General features: G+C 41.1%; 19 protein-coding genes. 17 read left to right on the top strand and 2 right to left on the bottom strand.

Annotated elements, in window-relative coordinates; translation table 11 throughout:
* Positions 1–89: 89 nt before the first annotated feature.
* Together ACFFGT_RS17755 and ACFFGT_RS17750 are read right to left on the bottom strand one after the other, a co-directional pair.
* The gene (locus tag ACFFGT_RS17755; protein WP_377023873.1) at positions 90–1,058 is read right to left on the bottom strand and encodes a hypothetical protein; all 969 of its coding nucleotides are present in this window, start codon (positions 1,056–1,058) and stop codon (positions 90–92) included.
* A gap of 3 nt (positions 1,059–1,061) precedes the next feature.
* Positions 1,062–2,492 (bottom strand): MBOAT family O-acyltransferase, encoded by a 1,431-nt coding sequence (locus ACFFGT_RS17750; protein ID WP_377023872.1) that lies wholly within the window; start codon positions 2,490–2,492, stop codon positions 1,062–1,064.
* A 397-nt stretch (positions 2,493–2,889) separates the two neighbouring features.
* Between ACFFGT_RS17750 and glmS the strand changes: the two genes are divergently transcribed.
* The 17 genes from glmS (at position 2,890) to ACFFGT_RS17665 (ending at position 23,819) form a co-directional block, all read left to right on the top strand.
* On the top strand, positions 2,890–4,728 hold the full coding sequence (gene glmS / locus ACFFGT_RS17745) for a glutamine--fructose-6-phosphate transaminase (isomerizing) (protein ID WP_377023871.1): 1,839 nt from the start codon (positions 2,890–2,892) through the stop codon (positions 4,726–4,728).
* Positions 4,729–5,037: 309 nt separating this feature from the next.
* A complete protein-coding gene (locus ACFFGT_RS17740; protein ID WP_377023870.1) occupies positions 5,038–5,799 on the top strand; it encodes a polysaccharide biosynthesis/export family protein in 762 nt (253 codons plus the stop codon).
* A gap of 35 nt (positions 5,800–5,834) precedes the next feature.
* The gene (locus ACFFGT_RS17735) at positions 5,835–8,147 is read left to right on the top strand and encodes a GumC family protein (protein WP_377023869.1); all 2,313 of its coding nucleotides are present in this window, start codon (positions 5,835–5,837) and stop codon (positions 8,145–8,147) included.
* 648 nt (positions 8,148–8,795) lie between these two features.
* Complete coding sequence (locus ACFFGT_RS17730) at positions 8,796–9,359, top strand: UpxY family transcription antiterminator (RefSeq protein ID WP_377023868.1); 564 nt, start codon at positions 8,796–8,798, stop codon at positions 9,357–9,359.
* The gene (locus ACFFGT_RS17725; RefSeq protein ID WP_377023867.1) at positions 9,349–10,647 is read left to right on the top strand and encodes a nucleotide sugar dehydrogenase; all 1,299 of its coding nucleotides are present in this window, start codon (positions 9,349–9,351) and stop codon (positions 10,645–10,647) included. Before ACFFGT_RS17730 ends, ACFFGT_RS17725 begins: the two co-directional genes overlap by 11 nt.
* 5 nt (positions 10,648–10,652) lie before the next feature.
* Positions 10,653–12,092 (top strand): lipopolysaccharide biosynthesis protein, encoded by a 1,440-nt coding sequence (locus ACFFGT_RS17720; protein ID WP_377023866.1) that lies wholly within the window; start codon positions 10,653–10,655, stop codon positions 12,090–12,092.
* Positions 12,089–13,264, top strand: a complete 1,176-nt coding sequence (locus ACFFGT_RS17715; RefSeq protein ID WP_377023865.1) for a DegT/DnrJ/EryC1/StrS family aminotransferase — start codon at positions 12,089–12,091, stop codon at positions 13,262–13,264. The genes ACFFGT_RS17720 and ACFFGT_RS17715 overlap by 4 nt, the downstream gene beginning before the upstream one ends.
* Positions 13,261–14,118 (top strand): glycosyltransferase family 2 protein, encoded by an 858-nt coding sequence (locus ACFFGT_RS17710; protein ID WP_377023864.1) that lies wholly within the window; start codon positions 13,261–13,263, stop codon positions 14,116–14,118. Before ACFFGT_RS17715 ends, ACFFGT_RS17710 begins: the two co-directional genes overlap by 4 nt.
* A gap of 23 nt (positions 14,119–14,141) precedes the next feature.
* Positions 14,142–15,311 (top strand): glycosyltransferase family 4 protein, encoded by a 1,170-nt coding sequence (locus tag ACFFGT_RS17705; protein ID WP_377023863.1) that lies wholly within the window; start codon positions 14,142–14,144, stop codon positions 15,309–15,311.
* Positions 15,312–15,331: 20 nt separating this feature from the next.
* Positions 15,332–16,099 (top strand): DUF2334 domain-containing protein, encoded by a 768-nt coding sequence (locus tag ACFFGT_RS17700; RefSeq protein WP_377023862.1) that lies wholly within the window; start codon positions 15,332–15,334, stop codon positions 16,097–16,099.
* 18 nt (positions 16,100–16,117) lie between these two features.
* A complete protein-coding gene (locus ACFFGT_RS17695; RefSeq protein ID WP_377023861.1) occupies positions 16,118–17,362 on the top strand; it encodes a DegT/DnrJ/EryC1/StrS family aminotransferase in 1,245 nt (414 codons plus the stop codon).
* 7 nt (positions 17,363–17,369) lie between these two features.
* Positions 17,370–17,960 carry a sugar transferase gene (locus tag ACFFGT_RS17690; protein WP_377023860.1) on the top strand — a complete coding sequence of 197 codons (591 nt, stop codon included), beginning with the start codon at positions 17,370–17,372 and terminating at the stop codon, positions 17,958–17,960.
* 11 nt (positions 17,961–17,971) lie between these two features.
* Positions 17,972–19,201: an O-antigen ligase family protein gene (locus ACFFGT_RS17685; protein ID WP_377023859.1), complete on the top strand. Its 1,230-nt coding sequence runs from the start codon at positions 17,972–17,974 to the stop codon at positions 19,199–19,201.
* A 23-nt stretch (positions 19,202–19,224) separates the two neighbouring features.
* On the top strand, positions 19,225–20,286 hold the full coding sequence (locus ACFFGT_RS17680) for a glycosyltransferase (protein WP_377023858.1): 1,062 nt from the start codon (positions 19,225–19,227) through the stop codon (positions 20,284–20,286).
* A 30-nt stretch (positions 20,287–20,316) separates the two neighbouring features.
* The gene (gene asnB, locus ACFFGT_RS17675) at positions 20,317–22,158 is read left to right on the top strand and encodes an asparagine synthase (glutamine-hydrolyzing) (protein ID WP_377023857.1); all 1,842 of its coding nucleotides are present in this window, start codon (positions 20,317–20,319) and stop codon (positions 22,156–22,158) included.
* 15 nt (positions 22,159–22,173) lie between these two features.
* A complete protein-coding gene (locus tag ACFFGT_RS17670; RefSeq protein WP_377023856.1) occupies positions 22,174–22,905 on the top strand; it encodes a GNAT family N-acetyltransferase in 732 nt (243 codons plus the stop codon).
* Positions 22,902–23,819, top strand: coding sequence for a glucosamine inositolphosphorylceramide transferase family protein (locus tag ACFFGT_RS17665; RefSeq protein ID WP_377023855.1), 918 nt, complete (start codon positions 22,902–22,904; stop codon positions 23,817–23,819). The genes ACFFGT_RS17670 and ACFFGT_RS17665 overlap by 4 nt, the downstream gene beginning before the upstream one ends.

The following is a 23,819-nucleotide window of genomic DNA, read 5'->3' as shown; positions in this document are numbered from 1 at the left end:
AGGCCGCTTTTATGAATCATCATAAAAGCGGCCTTTTACTTTTTATTGCTGCGCAGTGCTTGCAATATTAATTTTGTGGTACCAGGTAATTAGTTTTTACTGAGGTATTGAACGTTAACTGCGGGCGCTAACCTTTTTTTCATGAAAGCTACAATTGTATCGGTATACAAATCAGCCCCCCTGCTGTTTAAATGCGCCCTGTCCGAATAATATTCCGGGTTTTTAAAATATTCATCATTGGTAAAATCATGAAAAATCACCTTATTGCTGTTGCAAATATTTTTCATTTTTAAATAAGAATTTAGCCTGGTATCATCATTATACCGTGGAGATACAAAAACAAACAGCTGAATTTTTTGCCGCTTACACTCATTTATAAATAAATTCAGGGCATCCACGTTATCTGCAGAAATACTGTCTGAATAAGGTTTCAGCGAAGAATTCCTGTTAACAGACCTGCTACTAACATCCATCTTGCTATCCAAGGGGTTAAAACCCATAACAGTGTTGCCTGATGATAAAAAGTAATGCTGAAATATGGAAACTACCTGGCCGTTATAGCGGTAAGTTTGAAGGTGGCTTTTTAATAACTCCAGCCGTCCTTTCTTTTCAATCATATTCCCGATAACATCCGATTGTTTTAAATAAGGCAGTAAAATGGAAAGCCTGTTCTTTTCGTCTTCCTTTTCACTCAGCACATCGCTGGTTACATCTAAAATAACAACCTTAGGCGCATGGCGCTGCAATGCCAGTTCAAATATCGCGGTGCTATATAAAAGCCCCTCGCCATCCCTGCCCCCATTAAAGCAGCTTAGTTTCAAGCTATCCTTTATAAGCGATGAGTTATAATGGTGCGAAGCCCTTGAACTGCCCAAAACCAATACCTCCTCATTTAAATCATAAACAACATGATTAGCCACGGCATACTCGCCCGAAGCCTGGTGCTTAAAAAAATAATAAAGGAACATGCCTGCCACCTGGTCAACAGCTACGAAAGCCACAACCATCACTAACAACCTGATAAAAAACTTGCTGCTATTTTCTTTCAACTGCTTCATAATTTAAAACTGGAAATAAATGAACTGCCCGCCATCAAAAACACCAAACAGCAGGATTATAAAAATCAATCCTAAATAGGAAGCCATACGGACCCCCCAATTTTCATTATGCAGAAACCGCAATGAGTGAAATCCATATTCCTGTTTTAATTCATAAAAAAACAAGGCAGCTATGGCCATAAAATCGTACAGAAAGTAAGATGGCTCACCTATGAAAAAGCCGGATTTATAAATAAAAACGCCTTTCAGCAAACCCCAGGCCTGCTGTAATGACACCGCCCTGAAAAAGATCCAGCTAATGGTAACCAGGAAAATTGTAAAGGAGATATTTAAGAAATTGGCAAATATGCTGTTGCGTAAACCTAACTTACCTGCTATAGCGGCCCTCCATTTTTGAGTTACCATTCCGCAAATGAGGTAAAACCCGTGTAAAGCCCCCCAAACAATAAATGTCCAGTTGGCGCCATGCCACAAGCCGCTGATCATGAACACCGCAAATAAATTTAAATACAACCGGCCTTTGCTAACCCGGTTGCCGCCTAAGGGGATATACACATAATCTTTAAACCAGGTAGAAAGAGAGATATGCCACCTGCTCCAAAACTCACTTATACTTTTTGCAAAATACGGCCGCTTAAAATTCTCCATTAATTTAAAGCCCATAACCCTGGCGCTGCCTATGGCGATATCTGAATAGCCCGAAAAATCGCAATAGATCTGGACGGCAAAAAATAACGAAGCCAGCACAATGGTAGCCGATCCGTGTTCGGGATAATTATTAAAAACGGTTTTTACATATATGGATAACCTGTCGGCAACAACAACCTTTTTAAAAAAGCCGATCAGCATCCTTTTTAATCCTTCAGAAACGTCCAGCGCATTAAAACGATGCTGAGCTTTAAATTGTGGCAAAAGGTTTTGAGGGCGTTCTATAGGCCCTGCAACCAGCTGCGGATAAAACATAACATATAAGGCATAGATCCCAAAATGACGCTCGGCCTTTTGATGGCCGCGATAAACCTCAATGGTATAGCTCATGGCCTGAAAAGTGTGAAATGACAATCCTATCGGGAGCAGGATCTGCAAAAAAGGAATTGGGTTGGTGTACCCCATCCAATATAATACCCCAGATAAATTGGCATTAAAAAAATTAAAATATTTGAATACTGCCAACACGCCGATATTCGCCGTTAGGCTTAGGATTAACAGGAGCTTTTTCTTTTTAGGGTCGGTAACTTTTTCAAGGTAGATTCCGGCGGTATAATCAATAATTATCGTAAAAAACAGGATAAGTATATATATGGCCTTAAAGAACATATAAAAATAGCAGCTTGCGGTAAGCAGCAGCAGCCACCTGAACTTATGGGGTACCAGGAAATATAAAACTGTTACCACAGGAAAAAACAGCAGAAAAGTAAATGAGTTGAATATCATTGTCGGGCTCTTTTTGGTTAATTAAACCTAACTGAAAATAAAGTGATATAAAATAGCATGACTTCGATCGTATATCATTGTGTAAAATCACGCAACAAACTTCACAGCCCGAATTTGATCATTCTTTGCAGGTTTAAGGAAATAGCCATAGTAAACCGGTGTATATCTATTCCCCAATTATTGATGACCAATAGCGCCCTACCTGCTTGCTACTACGATACGACCAGTTAAAATGTAAAGCAATTTATATCCTTTTACAGTTTAAACGTGTAAAATAGCGACAGATTTACAATTTCCGGTCAATTGAACAGGGCTCATACTTTATTGATAGTCAATTAAATAATTTTACTCACCAAGTAACAAATAAACTTATTTTACCATTTAAAGCCCTAAAACTATGTGCGGAATTGTTGGTTACATCGGATCAAGAGATGCGTGGCCCGTTGTGTTAAACGGCCTCAAACGATTAGAATATCGTGGTTATGATAGCGCCGGTATTGCTATTATAAACAGTGTAGGTTTCAATGTATATAAAAAAACCGGAAAAGTGGCTTGTCTTGAAGCGCATACAGCGGATAAAGACAAAAGCGGCCATATTGCCATTGGGCATACCAGGTGGGCCACACATGGTGCCCCCTCTGATGCAAATTCGCATCCACATAGTTCAAATGACAACCGCCTGCACATTATCCATAACGGTATCATTGAAAATTACCTGATCCTTAAAGAGGAGCTGCTTGCCCGCGGGCATACTTTTAAAAGCGAAACAGATACCGAGATCCTGATCCACCTGATTGAAGAAATTCAAAATATTGAACAAACAGATTTGCTGGAAGCCGTTCGCTTAGCTTTAAATACGGTAATAGGCGCCTATGCTATCGTTATTTTAGACAGAGAAAACCCCGACCGGTTGATCGCCGCCCGAAAAGGCAGTCCGCTGGTTATCGGTGTTGGCAAGGGTGAGTATTTTATTGCATCCGATGCCACCCCTATTATTGAGTACACAAAAAACGTAGTGTATTTAAAAGATAACGAAATAGTATTGGTAAAGCCCGACGGACTTTTGATCAAAAAGCTGGATAACGTTGTTCAAACCCCGTTGATCCAGGAACTGGAATTAAAGCTTGAATCATTGGAAAAAGGCGGCTTTGAGCATTTTATGATGAAGGAGATTTTTGAGCAGCCACGATCAGTAAGGGATTGTATGCGCGGCCGCATATTCCCGCTTGAAGGGAAAGTGGAGTTAGGCGGCATTAAACAATATACCGATAAGCTTAAAAATGCCGAGCGGATAATTATTATTGCCTGCGGCACCTCATGGCATGCCGGCTTAACGGGCGAATACCTTATTGAAGAATACGGGCGCATTAAAGTAGAAGTTGAGTATGCCTCCGAATTCAGGTACCGTAACCCTATAATTACCGACAAGGATATTGTGATGGCGGTATCGCAATCGGGCGAAACAGCCGATACCTTAGCCGCCATTGAGATAGCTAAAGAAAGGGGCGCAACCATCCTGGGCATTTGCAATGTTGTTGGCTCATCAATTCCGCGCGTAACAGATGCCGGGGTTTACACCCATGCCGGGCCCGAGATAGGCGTGGCATCAACAAAAGCATTTACAGCGCAGGTTACCGTTTTAACTTTGATAGCTTTATACATAGCACAACATAAGGGCACCTTAACACCAGCCAAGCTTAGCAGCATGCTAACCGAGCTTGATACCATACCCGATAAAATACAAACGCTGCTGCAGGATAACGACTTGATTGAGCTCATAGCATCAAAAATAAAAGATGCACCTAACTGCCTGTTCCTGGGCCGGGGCTTCGGCTTCCCGGTGGCGTTGGAAGGGGCTTTAAAGTTAAAGGAGATCTCCTATATCCACGCCGAAGGGTACCCCGCCGCCGAAATGAAGCATGGCCCTATTGCGTTAATTGATGAGCAGATGCCGGTGATATTTATCGCCACAAAAAACTCATCGTATGAAAAGGTGATCAGCAATATACAGGAGGTTAAGGCCCGAAAGGGAATAGTGATAGCCATTGTTACCCAAGGCGATGTCAAAGTAAAAAATATGGCCGACCACTGTATTGAAATTCCCGATGCCGACGAAGCCTTTTTACCACTGCTGGCCACTATCCCGCTACAACTTCTCGCTTATCACATAGCTGTAAAACGAGGCTGTAACGTTGATCAGCCCCGTAACCTGGCCAAGTCGGTTACGGTAGAATAATCTATATTAATTAACCAAATAAATCATAAAAAAAAGCAGGTTTTTAAGCCTGCTTTTTTTGTGTTACTCTCCCTCGTTGTAACACTATTATATGAAAAATGTAGTCAAAAAAACCCGAATAAGACACTTTTTTCTCAACCCTTTACACATGTCCGCAAAGCCCCTTTACATGTTCTGTAAAGACTAAGATACAGGTTTACAAAAAAGTGGCAATCGCCTAAAACTGTATACTATCAATACCCAAATAGATAAATTTGATTAATCAATTAAACCAATTGAAAACAGGTTTCCTAACCTTCTAAATTATTGATGATGAAAAAATTTGATGTATACTGTTTTATTACAGCCTTGCTGTTAATAACCGGATGTGCCGGAAGCCGTGACCTTGTTTATTTCAGCAACATGGCAAACTCGGGCGCTGTAAATAACAACACTGCCGGAACAGTTGTAATTCATCAGAAAGATATTTTAAGTGTAACTGTTAACAGCTTAAATCCCGAATCGAACTTATTGTTTAATGGCAACAAAAATGCAGGATCAGGCAATCAGTCAACCCGTGGCGGATATAAAGTAAATGAAAATGGCTTTGTGAATTTACCGCTTATCGGCGATTATAAAATTGAAGGGCAAACTATTGAAGAGGCACAGGCCGAAGTAGCTAAAAAGCTATCGGCCTTTGTTAAAAGCCCGGTGGTTGATATCCAGCTTTTAAACTTTAAAATAAGTGTGATTGGCGAAGTTAACAAACCATCAACATTTATAATAACTGATGAAAATGTAAACTTATTGGAAGCATTAGGCATGGCAGGAGATATGACAGTTTACGGGCGAAGGGAAAATGTGCTGGTGATCCGCACCGAAAACGGGCATAAAACAATGAACCGCCTTAACCTGAATAAAGTTGAATCGATGGATTCACCTTATTTCAACCTTAAACAAAATGATATTGTTTATGTAGAGCCTGATAAATCAAAAGCGGTTGAATACAGTCAGAGCACACGACTGGCGCCAATAGTAGTAGCTTCAATATCGGCATTAGCCGTATTGGCAGCAGTACTTTTAAGAAGATAAAATACAGTTTTGAGATACCTAAGAGAATGGTTGATATGGATAACAATTTTATTTTAAAAGAACCTTTGCCAGGCAACAAGTTCAGGAGCAACATTATGCCTTACTTAAGTGGCTGGTACTTATTCCTGATTAGCATGGTTATTTGTTTAACTGCTGCCTGGGCATACTTAAACTATGTTACCCCACTGTATAAAATAACAAGTACCCTTCAGATACCCGACGATAAAAAAGGTGATGGTATTTTAAAAGCTACTGCCTTCAGCGATCTGAACATGTTCCAGGAAACCAAAACGGTAGATAACGAAATGGAGGTGCTGCGATCAAAAGATCTGATCTATAAAGTATTTAAAAAGCTTAATATGGAAACCGCCTACTTTGATGAAAGCGGCATTACAACAAAAGAACTTTATGGAGATGAGCGGCCTTTTAATATTACCATAAACAGGTTAGGTAAAAATGCCTATGTGAAAAAAATTTACATCCAGCCATATACACAAGGCAAGTTTTTGCTTAAAGAAGAAAATAAAACCTGGATCTATAATTATAACCAGGTGATTAATCATAAAGATTATTCATTTAAAGTGGAAAAAGGCCCTGCACGCGCAGATAATGAAACCTCTATCCTGATCCAGTTTAAAAACCTGACCAGGCTGGCCGCTTCCTATAGCGCGGGGCTATTACAGGTAAACCCGGTTGTTAAAGAATCAAACACGTTAACTTTAAGCCTGGTTGATGCTGTACCTGACAGGGGTATTGATATCCTGAACAATATCATATCCACTTACAATGCCGAAAATGTTGTTAAGAAAAACATTACCGCGGTTAACACCATATTGTTCATAGATAAAAGACTACATGATTTAGAGCAGGACCTGTCATTTACCGAAGGCGACATAGAAACCTTTAAACAAAAAAACGGCGCCGCAGAGATTAATGCAAGCACACAGGTAAACCTGACAAAATCTGCCGAGTATGGCCAGTTACTTGAAGAATCAAATACGCAGTTGAGTATTGTGAACTCTATTGAATCTTATTTAAAAAACTCGGCTAACCAATATAATGCTGTACCCAGTACCATGGGGTTAAAGGATCCGGCATTAAACACACTGGTTAGCCGTTTCAATGATCTGCAGTTGGAAAGGAACCGCATGCTCAGCAGCGCAAACCTTGCCAATCCGCTTGTTGAAACCCTGAGCAGTCAGATTGCCTCACTCCGCGTAAATATCATGGAAAACCTGAATAATATCAAAAAAGGGTTCTCTATCGGCCACAGGTTGCTCAGAGAAAATTCGGATCAATATGATTCCCGAATCCGTTCTGTTCCGTCAATTGAGCGGGGCCTTTTACAAAGGAGCAGAGAACAAGGGGTAAAAACCAATTTATACCAGTACCTGCTGCAAAAAAGGGAAGAAACAGCATTGTCTTTATCAGCTACAATTCCGTCATCGCAGTTGGTTGATAAACCTGCCGCTAACCCAACAGCCGAATTTCCCAAAGAACAGCTCACCTATTTATTCGCCATCATAGCCGGGTTGTTTACGCCGGGTATTTTCATTTTCCTGAAAGATAAATTTAGCCTTAAAATCAAAGATCAGTCAAGCTTGCTAAACATAAAGGGAATAAAGATCCTGGGTGAATTATGCCATAACAATGAAGATAATAACTCAGTTGTTATATCTAATGGAAGCAGCACCAACATTTCAGAACTGTTCAGGTACATCAGGAGTAATATTGGCTTCCTGAACCAGGGAACGCAGCACAAAACCATGCTGGTTACATCGTCAATGAAAGGCGAAGGCAAAACCTTTTTCAGTCTTAACCTGGGGTTAACGCTTGCCATGCTCAATAAACGGGTGTTAATTATGGAGTTCGACCTCCGTAAGCCTGATTTGCTTAAAAATATGAATATGGAGCAAATCTTAGGCATTACCGATTTCCTGACCGGTAATACCAATTCGCCGGCCGAATGTATCCAGCCCTATAATGAATCGGATAATCTATTTGTAATGGGAAGCGGCACCAAGGCAATAAACCCTGCCGAACTGCTTGCTGATAAACGGTTGGACCTGCTCTTTAACTGGTGCAAAACCCAGTTTGATTACATCGTGCTTGATACCTCGCCGGTTGGCGCTGTTGCCGATGCTTTTAGCCTCGCCAAATACGCTGAGCTGAGCATTTATATTGTACGCTATAATTATACCAATACCGAGCAATTGAGTATCCTGAGAGATATTTATGATAATGATAAATTAAATAACCTTATGGTAGTGTTTAACGATGCTAAAAAAGAAAACCGTACTGCTTATGCTTATGGCAGCTACGGATATGCATCGGCATATGGCAGTTGATAACTACCGTTTTTACAATAGCATAAGGTAATATTATTATTTGTTATGAACTTTTAGTCAGGCTGTTTTTTTAGATATCGTGGCTCCATGTGACTGGATTGGCGGAGCCGCAAACAACGTAAGTTGCTGTTGTTATGAACCAAATAACCGGGTAAAACCGAAGAATATTATAAACCGATAGTTCGACTTTTTTTACTTACCGCCTAACCATGTGACTGGATTGGCGGAGCCATAAGCAACATGGGTTGCCGGCTATTATTGTTCAGTAAAACGGGTAAAACCGTGAAATATTATCGTAAACCGATAGTTCGACTATTTTTTCAATTACCGCCTAACCATGTGACTGGACTGGCGGAGCCACAGCCAACGCAGGTTGTAGCTGTTATAAACCAAATAACCGGGTAAAACCGGGCGACATTTTTGTAAATCTTGATTCGATTTTATTCACCGCCGTACCATGTGACTGGGATGGCGGAGCCACAGCCAACGCAGGCTGTAGCTGTTATAAACCAAACAACCGGATAAAACCAGGTTAATAATTTTCAAATACTATGCTTCAGCATAAAACCATCATCGCCCTGCACAGTGTGACTGAGTTGGCGAAGCTATAGTAACCCATCAGCCTCCCGATCCAACTTTATTCATTTTATGGAAACCCAATTAAGTGTACCACAATTTCGCATGACAAACTATCGTGAAAAAAAATGGCTTGTAATTTACACCAAGCCCCGATGGGAAAAAAAGGTGGACAAGCTTTTAAAGCAAAGCGGCATCGAGTGCTACTGCCCGGTCAGGGATGTAGTAAATCAATGGTCCGACCGGAAAAAGGAGATCACTGTCCCCCTGTTTAATTCCTATGTATTTGTTCATGTAGATGCTTATGAGCAATCAAGAGCACTCTATGTAATGGGCGTATTAGGCTTTGTTTACTACATGGGCAAACCCGCTGTAGTTAGAGACAATGTAATTGACGAGATCAGGACAAACCTGATCAACTACAAAGACATGGAAATTGTAAGTCTTCAGAACCTCTGCATTGGCGATACAGTTAAGATAAAAGGAGGCGCCCTCGTAAACCAGATGGGCAAAGTGCTGCAGATTCAGGGCAAAAATGTATTAATGGTTTTTGAAACCATCAACTGCGCTTTAGTAACACGAGTTTCAATCCAAAACTTATCAGTTCATAACATTAGCGGAAATCATGAAAATTGAGAATTATCAACCTAAATTAGGCATTATCGGTCTTGGTTATGTAGGCCTGCCCCTGGCAGTTGAATTTGCAAAAAAATACAAGGTTATTGGCTACGATATTAATGTTGATCGCATTAATGAGCTCAAATCAGGTATTGACCATACGCTGGAGATCGACTCTGAACAGCTGAACGCAGTAATTACCCCTGTTTGTACAACCGCAACCGGGTTATATGTTACTGATGAAGTTGAAAAACTAAGGCAATGTTCCATATACATTGTTACAGTGCCCACCCCTGTTGATAAAAACAACCGTCCCGATCTTTCTCCCCTGATCAATGCCAGCCGGGTTGTGGGCAAGGTTTTAAAAAAGGATGATATTGTGGTTTATGAATCTACCGTGTACCCGGGGGTAACAGAAGATGAATGTATGCCTATTTTAGAAAAAGTATCAGGGCTTACCTACAACGTGGACTTTTTTGCAGGCTATTCACCCGAACGGATCAATCCAGGCGACAAATTACATACCGTTTCAAAAATCAGAAAGATCACATCAGGCTCAACTCCTGAAACCGCCGAAACTGTAGACAAGCTTTACCAATCGGTTATTACTGCAGGCACATTCAAAGCACATTCAATAAAAGTAGCCGAAGCCGCCAAGGTAATTGAAAACGCACAGCGCGATATAAACATCGCATTTGTGAACGAACTGGCAATGATTTTCAACAAACTGGGCATCGACACTCACAAAGTATTGGAAGCTGCCGGTACCAAATGGAACTTTTTAAATTTCAGGCCGGGCCTTGTTGGCGGGCATTGCATCGGGGTTGATCCATATTACCTGGCACAAAAAGCCCAGGAGGCCGGTTACCACCCTGAAATTATTTTGGCCGGTCGCCGCATTAATGACTCGATGGGCGCCTATGTTGCCGATCAGTTTATTAAACAGATGATTTGCCGCGGCACTTCATTAACCGACAGCGAAGTGCTGATACTTGGTTTCACATTTAAAGAAAACTGTCCCGATGTTAGGAATACCCGCGTAATAGACATTGTAAGACGACTGGAAGAGTATAAAGTAAAAGTACATATTCATGACCCCTGGGCCAATGCAGCACAGGCAAAAAAAGCCTACGGCATAATATGCGAAAACGGCGAATCAAAAACCCGTACCTATGATGGGGTTTTACTTGCAGTTGCCCATGAAGAGTTTAAAGAAATGAATGTAAAAGCACTTTGCAAACCCAATGCAGTATTGTACGATTTGAAGGCTTTTTTACCAGAAAGTGTTGTTAACGCCCGGCTTTAAAAACTATGAGCTATAAACAAAGAGCTGTATCGGGCATAGTATGGGCCCTGTGGCAGCAATTAAGTTCAAAGGTGGTGAGTTTTGGCATATCCATATTCCTGGCCCGGATCCTGGAGCCATCGCAATTTGGTTTAATAGCCATGCTGTATCTTTTTATTTCGGTAGGCAACAGCCTTTTGGATGGCGGCCTCACGGCCTCCCTGATCCGTACAACTGATGCCGATCAGCGCGATTATTCAACTGTGTTCTACTTTAATATCATTGGCAGTACCTTCCTGTACTTATTGCTCTTTTTAACAGCACCGCTTATTGCTGCTTTCTATCATCAGCCGTTATTAACTTCAGTAGTGCGTGTTTACACTTTAATTTTGATTATAAACGCATTTTTTGGAGTGCAAAGCACTTTGCTGGTTAAGGAATTGAAGTTTAAAAAACAAACCAATATTCAAATCCCATCGGCTATTGGCGGCGGAATATTAGGTATTATACTTGCAAAATTAGGATACGGGGTTTGGAGCCTTGTTTGGATGGGCTTATGTACATCCTTTTTATCAACTGCCATACACTGGATTACCTCAAAATGGAGGCCTGCGCTAATTTTTGATAAGGCCTGCTTTAAAAAGCATATCCACTTCGGCTACAAAATGACGTTATCGGGTTTAATTGATACTGTTTATCAAAATATCTACCTGATAATCATAGGTAAGTACTTTTCGGCAACCCAGCTTGGCTATTACAGCCGGGCCGACTCCATCAGCCAGCTGCCCATCAGCAATATTTCGGCAGCTATAAATAAAGTTACCTATCCTATGTTTGCAGAGATCTCGAACGACCCGGTGCAGCTTAAAAATGTGTATAAACGGCTCATGCAGCAAGTAGTATTCTGGAATGCACCGGCGCTTATATTATTGAGTGTTATTGCCAGGCCGTTGTTTCACATCTTATTAACTGACAAATGGCTGCCTGCAGTTCCGTTTTTCCAGTTGTTATGCATAGGTGGTATCATGTATCCGCTGCATTCATACAACTTAAATGTGTTAAAGGTAATGGGGCAAAGCGCATTGTTTTTAAGGTTAGAAATTATTAAAAAAGTTTTAAGCGTTGTAGGGATCCTGCTATTTATTCCCTTCGGCATTTATGGGCTGCTGTATTTTCAGCTATTTTTTAACGTGATAGCCTACTATATCAACTCCATTTACAGCGGGCGGTTAATTAACTACCCTGTTACCGAACAGGTGAAAGATATTTTGCCTACAGTGGCTTTAGCCGGAAGCATAGGCCTGTGCTGTTATTTTCTCGACAGATTGCTAATTAATGATTTCTTCATCCCTACTATGCAAATTGGCATATTGTTCATAGTATTCATTGGGGTTTATTATAGTGCCAGTTTGTTAATTAAGCTTTCTGCTATTAAAGATTTTAACCAATTAATCCTAAAAAGATGATTCCTGTAACCAAACCATTTCTCCCCGCCGAAAAGGAGTTCAGAGCTTATGTTAAAAGTATCTGGGAAAGACAATGGCTCACCAACAATGGCCCCCTTGTAAACACCCTCGAGTTAAAATTAAAACAATACCTGGGTGTTAGCCATATGCTGTTTGTTACAAACGGGACAATAGCTTTACAACTGGCCATCAAAGCGCTGAAATTAAGCGGGGAAATAATTACAACGCCTTTTTCATTTGTAGCCACTACAAGCACTATTGTATGGCAGGGCTGCGAGCCGGTATTTGTGGATATTGATCCGGAAACACTGAATATTGATCCGGCTAAGATAGAGGCCGCAATCACACCCAAAACATCGGCCATACTGGCAACACACGTATTTGGTAACCCCTGTGACATTACAGCCATACAAGCTATTGCCGATAAACATAATTTGAAGGTGATTTATGATGCTGCACATTGCTTTGGCACCTTTTACAAAAACCGCTCAGTGTTTGAATACGGCGACATCAGTGTAACCAGCTTTCACTCAACCAAATTATACCACACCATTGAGGGAGGCGCTGTATTTACCCAGGACCCGGAACTTTTAAGGACCATGGCCCTGATGCGTAATTTTGGATATTCAGGAGTGGACACTTTTTCTGAAGAGGGGATCAACGCAAAAAACAGTGAATTTCATGCGGCAATGGGCTTATGTAACCTGCGCCACGTTGACGAAATACTTAAAAAAAGGAAGTATTTGTATGAGCAATATCTGCAGCGTTTGGGCAACCTGAATGTTCAATTCCAAAAGCTTGAAAATGAGCAGGATTACAACTATGCTTACCTCCCTATAGTTTTTGAAACTGAAGCACTGATGCACCAAAGCAAGGCTAAGCTTGAACTGGCCCAGATCTATTGCAGGCGGTATTTTTACCCTTCGCTATCATCACTGCCTTATGTAAAAAACCAGCCAATGCCTGTTTGCGATTCCATAGCATCGCGGGTGGTTTGCCTCCCCATGTATCATACGCTATCGCTTTCCGATCTTGACCTCATTTGCAGGTTATTGCTTCGCGCGCAAAACTTTGACAACAACTTTAAGCCGAAACATTTTGGCACACTGGTTACCGATAAAATTGAGTCTGAAATAAACGTAACAGCCGTGAACGTAAATGGAGCAGTATGAGTGGTGAAAAGATAATGGTAAGTATCTGCTGTATTACTTACAACCATGAAAAATTTATTGCCGAGGCTATCCGGAGCTTTTTGATGCAAAAAACCAACTTTAAGTTTGAGATCATCATCGGCGACGATTGCTCGACAGATAAAGCACAATCAATAATTAAATTTTATTCAGAAACCTATCCGGGACGGATCAGGCTTATTGCCTCCCCTACCAACTTAGGCACGCATAAAAATTTAATTAACTGCATTACACAGTGCAGGGGTAAGTACATAGCACTTTGCGAAGGCGACGACTACTGGATAAATGAATATAAGCTGCAAAAGCAGGTTGATTTTTTAGAAAACAATGCCGATTTCGTTATCTGCTGCCATTACCACAAGGTAATAAACGCCAATAATAAAACTCTTTATGTACATCCTAAGCCCACGGCGCTGGTACATACCTATGCCGATTTGCTGGCCGGGAAACAGGAAGAAACCAAAACGGCAACTGTGGTTTATCGCAATATTCCTGAAACAACCCAACTGTTTTCTGCACCCTGGTTTTTTGAATGCTTTGCCGGCGACAAAATGTTTAAGCTCTGGGCTACCCAGCATACCGGCGGCAAAATTTATGTAATACCCGAGGTAATGAGTTGTTACCGCAACCATGAAGGTGGTGTATGGAGCATGATCAACGCCAAAGCGCGTATGGAAATGGTTATAAGCGATTTTAACCTGATCATCAAAAACTTCACCTACTCTGCCATCGCCAAAAAAAAACTGTTGCTGCTATATATTAAACGCTACCTGCTATTTGAATTACAAAACAAACGGTTTCGCAAAGCCTACGATACATTAAAATACTTGCTTTAACTGCCAGTGCGCTAACACCAACAATGAAACTACAAGCCGCCCCCTTTTCAAAACCCGTTCTGTTTTTCATTATTCCATCTCTTAAAGGTGGCGGAGCAGAAAGAGTGATCATTTCGCTCGCTAATTATTTTAATAGAAACAATTTTCAGTCGGTACTCATTTCTTTAAACAATGATATTCCGGCCTATGAGATTGAAAATGACGTTAAGGTATTTTATCTTACAGACCGCCAGAAAAGCAGGTTTATAGACAGAGTTTATCACATTACTGAAACTTTTTATAAACTCGTAAAGCTGCTGCGAACAGTAAGACCGGTGTGCACCTTATCCTTCATTACATCGGCCAATATCTGGACCGGGATTACCTGTTCATTAACCCGTATTCCATATATTGTTTCTGAACGCACATCGCCAGACAGGAGCGTAATTAGCTTTAATTATCTGCATAAGCATTTGGCTTTAAACCTATACAAGAGGGCAGCAGCAGTAGTTGTAAGTGCAAAAGGAGTTGAAGACTGCCTGCTAAATGATAAAGATTTTAAGATCCTTAACAATATTCAGCGCATTACAAATGCTGTTACTGTTTTCCAGTCATCGTCTGATGAAAAGGTACACCACCGTAGGTTTATTTTGGGGGTTGGCCGCCTGGCTTATGTAAAAGGCTTTGACATACTTATTGAAGCTTATGCAAAAACAAGTCTTAAGGATGTTGATTTAATTATTATTGGCGACGGTGAAGAACGCGCGAACCTGGTTGCCCAAATCTTTAATCTCGGATTGAAAGAACGGGTACTGCTACCCGGCAGCCGAAGCAACCTTCAGGACTATTATAGCCAGGCCGAAATGTATGTATTACCATCGCGCAATGAAGGCTACCCTAACGCATTGGTTGAGGCCATGAGCTTTGGTTGCCCATCTGTAGCTTTTGACTGCAATTTTGGCCCTGCAGAGATCATCTCCAATAACGAAAATGGACTATTGGTAAATAATGCTTCTGTAACGGATTTAAGTGAAGCCATGTTGCGCCTGGCAAGCGATCCGGTTTTAAGAAACGAACTTGGAACCAAAGCGCGCATCATATCAGAGACCAACCACCCGGACAAAATACTGGGCGAATGGGAAGCTTTAATGAAAAAACATGCTGCTACATCGGCCATACCGGTTCAGCTAACAAGCAGCCAACCAGCTTTGTAACCCCCTAACAAACTGTTAATATGTTACAATATTTAATTCGTTTAGATGATTTGTGCCCAACAAATAATCTACAAAAATGGGAACGCTTCTTTACCCTGTTCGACAGGTATGGCATAAAACCCATAATAGCAGTTATTCCCGCCAACAGAGATCCTAAACTCCAGGTCTGCGGTAGCTTTAACCCCTACTACTGGCAACTGGTACGTGAACTTCAAAATAAAAACTACGTGATAGGTATGCACGGCTTTGATCATTATTACATCAATCAAAACTCGGGCTTGCTGAAAATGAATAACCGATCGGAATTTGCCGGCGTACCCCTGCAAACTCAAAAAGAAAAGATAAGAAAAGCGGCCGAAATATTTAAGCGCGAAAATATCCATCCTTCTGTTTTCATTGCCCCGGCGCATACTTTCGATCGTAATACATTGCTGGCTTTACAGGAGTACACCAACATTAAAATAATTAGCGACGGCCTGCTCAGATCACCTTACGTACGGTTCGGTTTTAACTGGGTACCGGTTCAATTATCGGAAGTTGAACAAAAAACAAGATATACCTGGACATTCAATTATCATCCCGAAACCTGCCCGGCCAAAGCATTTAACGAGCTTGAAATTTTTATAGAAAAAAACCATCACCTTTTTGTATCGCTGGATAACCTTGATTTTTCAAACTACACCCTGGCAAATGCCATTTTCGAAAAATATTGTATTTATAAAAGATTAGCACGCGATTACGCTCAAAAATTAATCTCCTTTATGGAGCGGATCCCCGCCGGAAACTAACATTATTTTAAACCTGATATGAAAATTTCTTTTGCGCCACCTTACATTGATCAGTCTGTTATAGATGAAGTTATGGATACCCTTAACTCCGGCTGGATAACCACAGGGCCTAAAGTAGCCGCACTTGAACAGCAAATGAAACAAATGACAGCTTCGGATGCCGCTGTTTGTGTAAACTCATGGACATCGGGAGCTATCCTTATGCTGAAATGGTTTGGCATTAAGGAGGGCGACGAGGTTATTATCCCTGCTTATACTTATTGTGCTACCGCTTTAAGCGTACTGCACTGCGGGGCTACCCCGGTAATAGTTGATGTTGACGGTGATTGCTGCATTTCGGCAGCAGCTGTAATCAAAGCCATAACCTCAAAAACCAAAGCCATTATTGCGGTGGACATAGCCGGCTGGCCTTGCGACTATGAAGAATTAAAAGCCATTATCAATACACCGGAAACTAAAAAACTATTTGTTCCTGAAAGCCCCAAGCAAAAGGCTTTAGGCAGAATCCTTTTAATTGCCGATGCAGCGCACTCAATTGGCGCTACCATAAATGAATTACCAGCGGCAAAATACAGTGATGTTTCTATATTCTCTTTTCATGCAGTAAAAAACATCACTACGGCCGAGGGCGGTTGCATCTGTATCAATCTCCCGGCCAATTTCAGTGCGGCCGATGAGTATAGGTATTTAAAACTGTATACCCTTAACGGCCAAACCAAAGATGCTTTCACAAAATCAAATGGCGGTGGCTGGAAATATGATATCCTGTTCATGGGCCTCAAAATCAATATGCCCGACATTTGTGCAGCAATAGGCCTGGGCCAGCTCAGAAATTATGATGCCAGGCTGCTCCCTATGCGCAAACGTGTTGCATCAATTTATTGCGACAGCTTTAAAGCAATGGACTGGTTTATTGAACCGCCATTAAAAGATGAACAAAGGGAATCATCATACCATCTGTTTGCCTTGCGCATCAAAGGCATATCAGAAGCCCAGCGAGATCAGATCATCGATAGTATTATGAGCGAAGGGATCATGGCCAATGTGCATTTTACCCCGCTGCCTATGCTAACCCTCTTTAAAGATATGGGTTACGAGATCTCTCAGTATCCATCGGCCTATGCACTTTATGCCAATGAAATCTCGCTTCCTATCTATCCGCAACTCACCGACGAGCAGATAGATTTCATAGTTACAACCGTCATAAACTCGGTTAATACTGTACTTGAAGAGTGTAAAGAACCTGCTAAAGTTGAATTATAAATACTTTATGATTAAACGGATTTTTGATATCGGCTTATCACTTATAGCGCTGATCGTGTTACTGCCGCTGTTTCTCCTGATTGCCATTGCTGTTAAAATTAATTCGAGAGGGAGCGCATTTTATAAACAGGCACGGGTAGGAAAAGATGGAAACGAGTTTAAGCTCTTCAAATTCAGGACCATGTATACAGACTCAGACAGAGCCGGCCTGCTAACCATAGGCAGTAAAGATTACCGGATCACCAGCGTTGGTTACTGGCTCCGGAAATATAAACTTGATGAGCTGCCGCAATTGTTAAACGTGCTAAAAGGCGATATGAGTTTTGTTGGCCCCCGCCCCGAAGTAAGGAAATATGTAAACATGTATACCCCGGCCCAGTTAAGGGTGCTAAGTGTAAAACCCGGGGTAACAGATTGGGCATCTATCAAATATTTTGATGAAAATGATATCCTGGCCGGCAGCGATGATCCTGAAGAGATGTATATCAAGGTGATAGTACCGTCCAAAATCAGCAAAAACCTCGAATATATTGACAACCAGGGTATTTTAATGGATTTCAAAATAATACTATCTACAATAAAACGGATTTTTCAATAGTATCAATTATTATGCTGCTTAAAAAGAGCCTCTTTTATAGTTTAATGTTTTTCTATCTGTACACACTTGCCTTTGGCATTTTCATGACAGATACTTTAAGGATCCCTGCTCCTGTAATTTTTTGCATGCTGCTATTTTTTGTGCAAAAACCCATATTAGATTTTGGCTATTACAACGAGCTGATCCTCTTCCTTGTAGGTGTTTTTTTATACCAGGTAGTAGGCATGAGCAATTATATCACCTTTTTTGCCATACTCCTTACCATAATACCCTGTTCGTTGTACTTTAACTATTTTATAGGTTCAAATAAATCTCGCTATTACGCTTCGATATTGATGTTTTTTTTCCTGCTGGCGGGTTCTATGGTCATCATGGTGTTAGATCATAGTATGGCGGGCACCATTGACCCTATCAGGAGTAAATTATTGGGCGAACCCGTTAAACAAAGCCCGGCGGGTTTGGCGGTAACACAATTTAACTTCGGATACCAGGTTGTGGCCATAACAACGTTTGCATTTATTGCATCATGCACCACCAGGCAATACCTGATAGTGAGGGGCTTGATTTTAGCAGCCTGCATTGTTTGTATTTATCTTGGCATGAACAGGTCGGCATTTATAAGCTTTGGCGCTGCAGTAACCTTGTTTCTTTTCATTTATTATCGCTACAAAGCGGTTTTCCTGGTTGCTGCCACTGTGATCATATGCTTCGGGCTATATACTTATGTGTTAAAAGATAACATGGATGAGAAAAACAATATCTTATCCAAAAACCAGGCTAAAGAAGCCAATGATTTTAACAGGGCCGACATGGCTGCCGAAAACCTTAAAATATATGCTGATTATCCTTTCGGGCTTATCTTTTACGGCAAAACCTGGGATGACGTAACTTACCGCAACCCCTTGTTTACGTTCGGCTTATCATCGCACAATGCCTACCTGATGTTTATAACCGTACTTGGCCCGTTTTTAGGGCTTGGCATACTATGGGCCGTATACTACAAAACTGTGAGGTTGTTTTGGCAAACTATCAAAAATATAAAACGTAAAGACAGTGCAATTTACGTGGCTATATTTTTCACTTTTATAGCACTCTCATTAAACGCATTATCGCATAACGGATGGCTGATGAGTGTTGACGGACCTACCATATTCATTTATTTCGCCGTATTACACTATAACAAATTAAAAGACCCAATAATACAGGCCGAACCGGTGCAGGAAGAATTAGCTGTCGCTTAAAACTTGATCACAATTTTTTTATAATGAGAAAGAAGGTTTTCCTTGTCCTTAGTTCGCTTGGTGCAGGTGGTTCTGAGCGCGTTTACTGGCTGTTATCCCAATATTTTAACAAACCCGATTATGAAGTAGTTGTAGTGCTTTTAAACGGAAACGAATGCAGTTTCTCAACAAAAATAGCAGGCATCAGGTTTGTGGACCTGCAGACTATAAAAGCTTCCCGGTCATTTTTTAAACTTCGTAAGCTGCTGAAAGATGAAAAGCCCTACGCTGTTTTTTCAACTACCGATCATATTAACATCCTGGTAGCACTTGTTTCCATATTTGTTAAAATACCCAATTTAATAGCCAGGGCATCTAACAATCCGCAGCAAATGAAGCAGTTTTATGGATTTAAGGCCCGCTTTTACAATAACTTTTCAAGGTTTTTATTTGTGCGGTTTAACTCAATAGTTTGCCAGTCGGAAGAAATGAGGCAATCAATAGCCAAATTATATCATATAAGCCTCAACAAGCTTATAGTTATTCATAACCCGGTTATTACAACAAACGTTTTAAAACCTCAAAATCAAATTTCCGGCTTAAAAAGGCTCATTGCGGTTAACCGGTTAATTAAAGAAAAAGGGCTGTTCCGCCTGCTGGAAGTTATGAAGGCATTACCTCAAAACTATGTTTTAACTATTGCCGGAGATGGCCCGCTGATGAATACGCTAAAGGCCGAAGTAGAAAATATTGGCCTTAAAAACCGCGTAATATTTATCGGCGAGATCAACAATGTTACCGAAGTTATTTCCAAACATGATTTACTGGTTTTAAGCTCCTTTACCGAAGGCTTCCCTAATGTGGTACTTGAATCATTATCGGTTGGTGTTCCTGTGGTCACCTTCAGGGTTGGCGGGGTTAATGAACTGATCAGGGAAGGCTTTAACGGTTTTATAGCCGAACAGAATGACCTTTGCAAACTACGCCAGCAAATTATCCGGGCCTGCAATCAAACCTGGCAGCATCCTAATATCAAAGCAGATATAATTGAGCGCTTCGGGCTTAATAAAATAGGCCAGGCATATGAAACCCTGTTATCAAATTAAGTAAAACCACTAACCTGTAACCTTTTTTGTATGTGCGGCATATATGGATCAACAGTGAGGTATGACGATGAGGTCATATTTCAAAAACTGGCACGGGCCGATTTCAGGGGGCCTGATTATTCTGGATTTGAGCGCAACGGACCGGTTATTTTAGGTCATAACCGCCTGGCTATTGTCGATCTGGACCACCGGTCGGACCAGCCATTTACTTACAATCACCTTAAAATTGTATTTAATGGCGAAATCTATAACTACAAAACATTACGTATAAAATTAATAGCCTTAGGCTACCGGTTTACTACCGATTCGGATACCGAAGTAATAGCCGCTACCTTTCTTGAATACGGCGAAAATTGTGTTAACCATTTCAACGGCATGTTTGCCTTTGTAATTTACGACACCCATACCCGCCAGCTTTTTGGCGCACGCGACAGGCTTGGCAAAAAACCATTTTACTACGCACACTGCGGCTTTGATTTTGAGTTTGCCAGTCAGCCATCACAAATATGTATAGGCAGGGATGTAACCATTGATGAACAAGCTATTAATGAATACTTTATATGGGGATATGTCCCTGAGCCTAAATCGGCCTGGAACGAAATAAAAAAATTGGAGGCTGGGCATTCCTTCGGTTTCGATTGTAATACCGGCAATTTCCAATCAAAAAAATACTGGGAACTTGATTTAATGCACGCCGAACGCTATGAAGGATCATACCAGGAAGCCCAGGCAGATTTAACCAGGCTGATCACCAACGCAGTAGACATACGCATGCACGCCGATGTGCCCCTGGGGGTTTACCTTTCAGGGGGTATTGACTCGTCGCTTGTAGCCTCAATGGCCGCAAAAAACTTTAAAAACGTAAAAACCTTTTGCATAAAATTCATGGAAAAAGGATTTGATGAAAGCGTGTTTGCACAAAAAATCGCAGGGCACTTACAAACAGATCATCATACCATTGAATGCAACAAAGAAGAGGGCATAGAGCTAATTGAAAGTTTTGGCCGGTACTATGATGAGCCTTTTGCCGATTCAAGTGCTATCCCCACTTTGCTGTTAAGCAAATACACCAAAAAACATGTTACCGTAGTATTAAGCGGCGATGGCGGCGATGAAAGCTTTTTGGGATACAGCCGCTACAAATGGTTCAACATGGTTGATCAGCTTTTTAAATGCCCGTTGGCTGTACGCAAAAAAATTGCCGATGTTATTAGTATCTCACCTAATTACCGTCATAAGCTTATTGCAATAGGCATCTGCAATTCAGAAATAAAATCACTTTACGGGCTTATGCTCGGGGGGCTCGAATACTCCTGGCTTGATAACCCCAACGTTGGCCTGCAGGTACCATTCATGGATATCTGGTCGTCAAAATCAACAAGCATGCTCCAGAAATTATCAGCCTTTGATACTAAAACCTATTTAAACGGCGATATAAACACCAAGGTTGACCGGGGTACGATGGCCTTTTCGTTAGAAGCAAGGGCACCGCTTATGGATCACCGCGTAGTTGCCTTTGCCCAAAACCTGCCCGACAGCTACAAATTTAAATACGGTGTACAAAAGCGGATCCTGAAGGATATTTTATACCAGTACGCCCCGGCACAATTGTTTGACAGGCCAAAATCAGGTTTTACCATGCCGCTTAACCACTGGTTTAAAAATGAATTGAAAGATCATGTAATGGATCACCTTTCAATCAGCGAGTTAAAGAATATTCCGGGCATTAATGTACAAAAATCCTTTGCCATGATAAACGACCACATGAGCGGTAAATGGAACCGGGCGCCGCAAATCTGGAAATTGCTGGTGTTTACCCAATGGCTAAAAGATCAAAGTTCAAAACCAGTTTCAACGTACCAGGTAGCTTAAAACATAAAAAACCTTATGATCCAGATTAACAACAGGGCTATGCGCATAGTCCCGTACACAGTTGTGTGGTTTGCCGCGAAACCTAATTTATGGGGATGTCTTTTAAAATATTATAAACAGAGTAAAAGCAGTGAAGCAGTTCCCGGATACCGCAAAGAATCATTTTTTACCAAAATAATTGATATCAACGCGCCAATAACTGCCATTGAAGCCAATTTTGATAAAAACACCACTTACGAAATACGCAGGGCAGTAAAGGATGGTGTTACAACTGTAATGGGCACCGGCATTAAGCGCTTCATTGATTTTTACAACTCATTTGCAATTACCAAGGGCTTAAAAAAACTTAATAAAGAGTTTTACAAGTACAAACCTCACCTGTTTATTACCAAAGCAGTACACCAGGGACAAGATCTTGTGATGCACGCTTACATACGCGATAACTCATCGCAAAGGGTAAGGCTCTTACATTCGGCATCCCTTTTCAGAAATGAAAACGACAGCCAGTTAAGGGCTGTGGCCGGCCGCGCAAACCGCCTGCTGCATTTTGAAGACATTTGCTTTTTTAAGCAGTTAGGCTTTAAAATTTATGATCTGGGGGGCTACGCTTATAATACTTCAGATGCTGAACTTTTAAAGATAAATAAGTTCAAAGATAGCTTTGGTGGCTGCCTGCTGCAGGAAACCGACTATGTACCTATATCATTAACATTCCTGTCATTTCTAAAAAAAATATTCCGATTATGAAAGATCTTATCTCTGCGCTTAATTCAATTATTCATAAACTATTCTGTTATGATAAATGGAATATAGGTTACATATCACAATCTCCAGAAAACCTCATCCACACCAAGCAACTAAACGGAAAGATCAACTGGTTATCAGAGGGCTCGGCAGATTATGCCGCCGACCCTTTTACAGCAAATATAAACGGACGCCTGCATCTGTATTATGAAGAGCTTAATTTTTGGAAGGGCAGAGGAGAGATCATGATGACAGATGACATGCATTTTAAAAACAAGAAAAAAGTAAATGGCATCATGAAAGATGATATACACCTCTCCTATCCTTACATGTTCACTGATAGCGACCAGCTATACTGCATCCCGGAAACTGCAACAGCCAAACAAGTCGCACTTTATCAAATTGATATGAATAACCCATATAAATTTGAAAAGATCAGGGTACTGTTAGAAGGCCAGGCATTTGTTGACAGTTCCATCATACGTTACAACGACAAATACTGGCTTTTTACAAGTGTTTCAGGTCAGCACGGCGTACTGTACTTATTTTATGCCGATAAGCTTGACTCGCCGTTTAAGGCACATAAACAAAACCCGATAAAGGTGGCTTCAAACGTAAGCCGGTCGGCAGGCCGCCTGTTCATAGTAGGGCAAAAGCTTTACATGCCAAGCCAAAACCCCAAAAAATGTTATGGCGGATCGGTAATGATCAATGAAATAACCGCCCTAACCGAATCAGATTTTCAATACCATACTGCTTTTGAATTACTCCCCCAGGCACCTTATGATGAAGGCCTGCATACCATAAACTTTGAAGACGGTTTATTGATTGTTGACGGAAAACGGAAAGTGTTTAGTGCAATGGGGCCGTTTAAAAAAGTGATCAGAAAGCTAAAGAACCTTAATAAGCCTAATTAA

This window comes from Mucilaginibacter angelicae (genome assembly GCF_042434235.1).
Taxonomy (GTDB): Bacteria; Bacteroidota; Bacteroidia; order Sphingobacteriales; family Sphingobacteriaceae; genus Mucilaginibacter; species Mucilaginibacter angelicae.
The sequence above is the reverse complement of the archived record's forward strand: the minus strand, read 5'-3'. Positions and strand labels throughout refer to the sequence as shown.

Excerpts from the sequence above, each read along its gene's own strand:
- ACFFGT_RS17755 (WP_377023873.1), bottom strand. The coding sequence starts at position 1,058 with ATGAAGCAGTTGAAAGAAAATAGCAGCAAGTTTTTTATCAGGTTGTTA.
- ACFFGT_RS17750 (WP_377023872.1), bottom strand. The coding sequence starts at position 2,492 with ATGATATTCAACTCATTTACTTTTCTGCTGTTTTTTCCTGTGGTAACA.
- glmS (WP_377023871.1), top strand. The coding sequence starts at position 2,890 with ATGTGCGGAATTGTTGGTTACATCGGATCAAGAGATGCGTGGCCCGTT.
- ACFFGT_RS17740 (WP_377023870.1), top strand. The coding sequence starts at position 5,038 with ATGATGAAAAAATTTGATGTATACTGTTTTATTACAGCCTTGCTGTTA.
- ACFFGT_RS17735 (WP_377023869.1), top strand. The coding sequence starts at position 5,835 with ATGGATAACAATTTTATTTTAAAAGAACCTTTGCCAGGCAACAAGTTC.
- ACFFGT_RS17730 (WP_377023868.1), top strand. The coding sequence starts at position 8,796 with ATGGAAACCCAATTAAGTGTACCACAATTTCGCATGACAAACTATCGT.
- ACFFGT_RS17725 (WP_377023867.1), top strand. The coding sequence starts at position 9,349 with ATGAAAATTGAGAATTATCAACCTAAATTAGGCATTATCGGTCTTGGT.
- ACFFGT_RS17720 (WP_377023866.1), top strand. The coding sequence starts at position 10,653 with ATGAGCTATAAACAAAGAGCTGTATCGGGCATAGTATGGGCCCTGTGG.
- ACFFGT_RS17715 (WP_377023865.1), top strand. The coding sequence starts at position 12,089 with ATGATTCCTGTAACCAAACCATTTCTCCCCGCCGAAAAGGAGTTCAGA.
- ACFFGT_RS17710 (WP_377023864.1), top strand. The coding sequence starts at position 13,261 with ATGAGTGGTGAAAAGATAATGGTAAGTATCTGCTGTATTACTTACAAC.
- ACFFGT_RS17705 (WP_377023863.1), top strand. The coding sequence starts at position 14,142 with ATGAAACTACAAGCCGCCCCCTTTTCAAAACCCGTTCTGTTTTTCATT.
- ACFFGT_RS17700 (WP_377023862.1), top strand. The coding sequence starts at position 15,332 with ATGTTACAATATTTAATTCGTTTAGATGATTTGTGCCCAACAAATAAT.
- ACFFGT_RS17695 (WP_377023861.1), top strand. The coding sequence starts at position 16,118 with ATGAAAATTTCTTTTGCGCCACCTTACATTGATCAGTCTGTTATAGAT.
- ACFFGT_RS17690 (WP_377023860.1), top strand. The coding sequence starts at position 17,370 with ATGATTAAACGGATTTTTGATATCGGCTTATCACTTATAGCGCTGATC.
- ACFFGT_RS17685 (WP_377023859.1), top strand. The coding sequence starts at position 17,972 with ATGCTGCTTAAAAAGAGCCTCTTTTATAGTTTAATGTTTTTCTATCTG.
- ACFFGT_RS17680 (WP_377023858.1), top strand. The coding sequence starts at position 19,225 with ATGAGAAAGAAGGTTTTCCTTGTCCTTAGTTCGCTTGGTGCAGGTGGT.
- asnB (WP_377023857.1), top strand. The coding sequence starts at position 20,317 with ATGTGCGGCATATATGGATCAACAGTGAGGTATGACGATGAGGTCATA.
- ACFFGT_RS17670 (WP_377023856.1), top strand. The coding sequence starts at position 22,174 with ATGATCCAGATTAACAACAGGGCTATGCGCATAGTCCCGTACACAGTT.
- ACFFGT_RS17665 (WP_377023855.1), top strand. The coding sequence starts at position 22,902 with ATGAAAGATCTTATCTCTGCGCTTAATTCAATTATTCATAAACTATTC.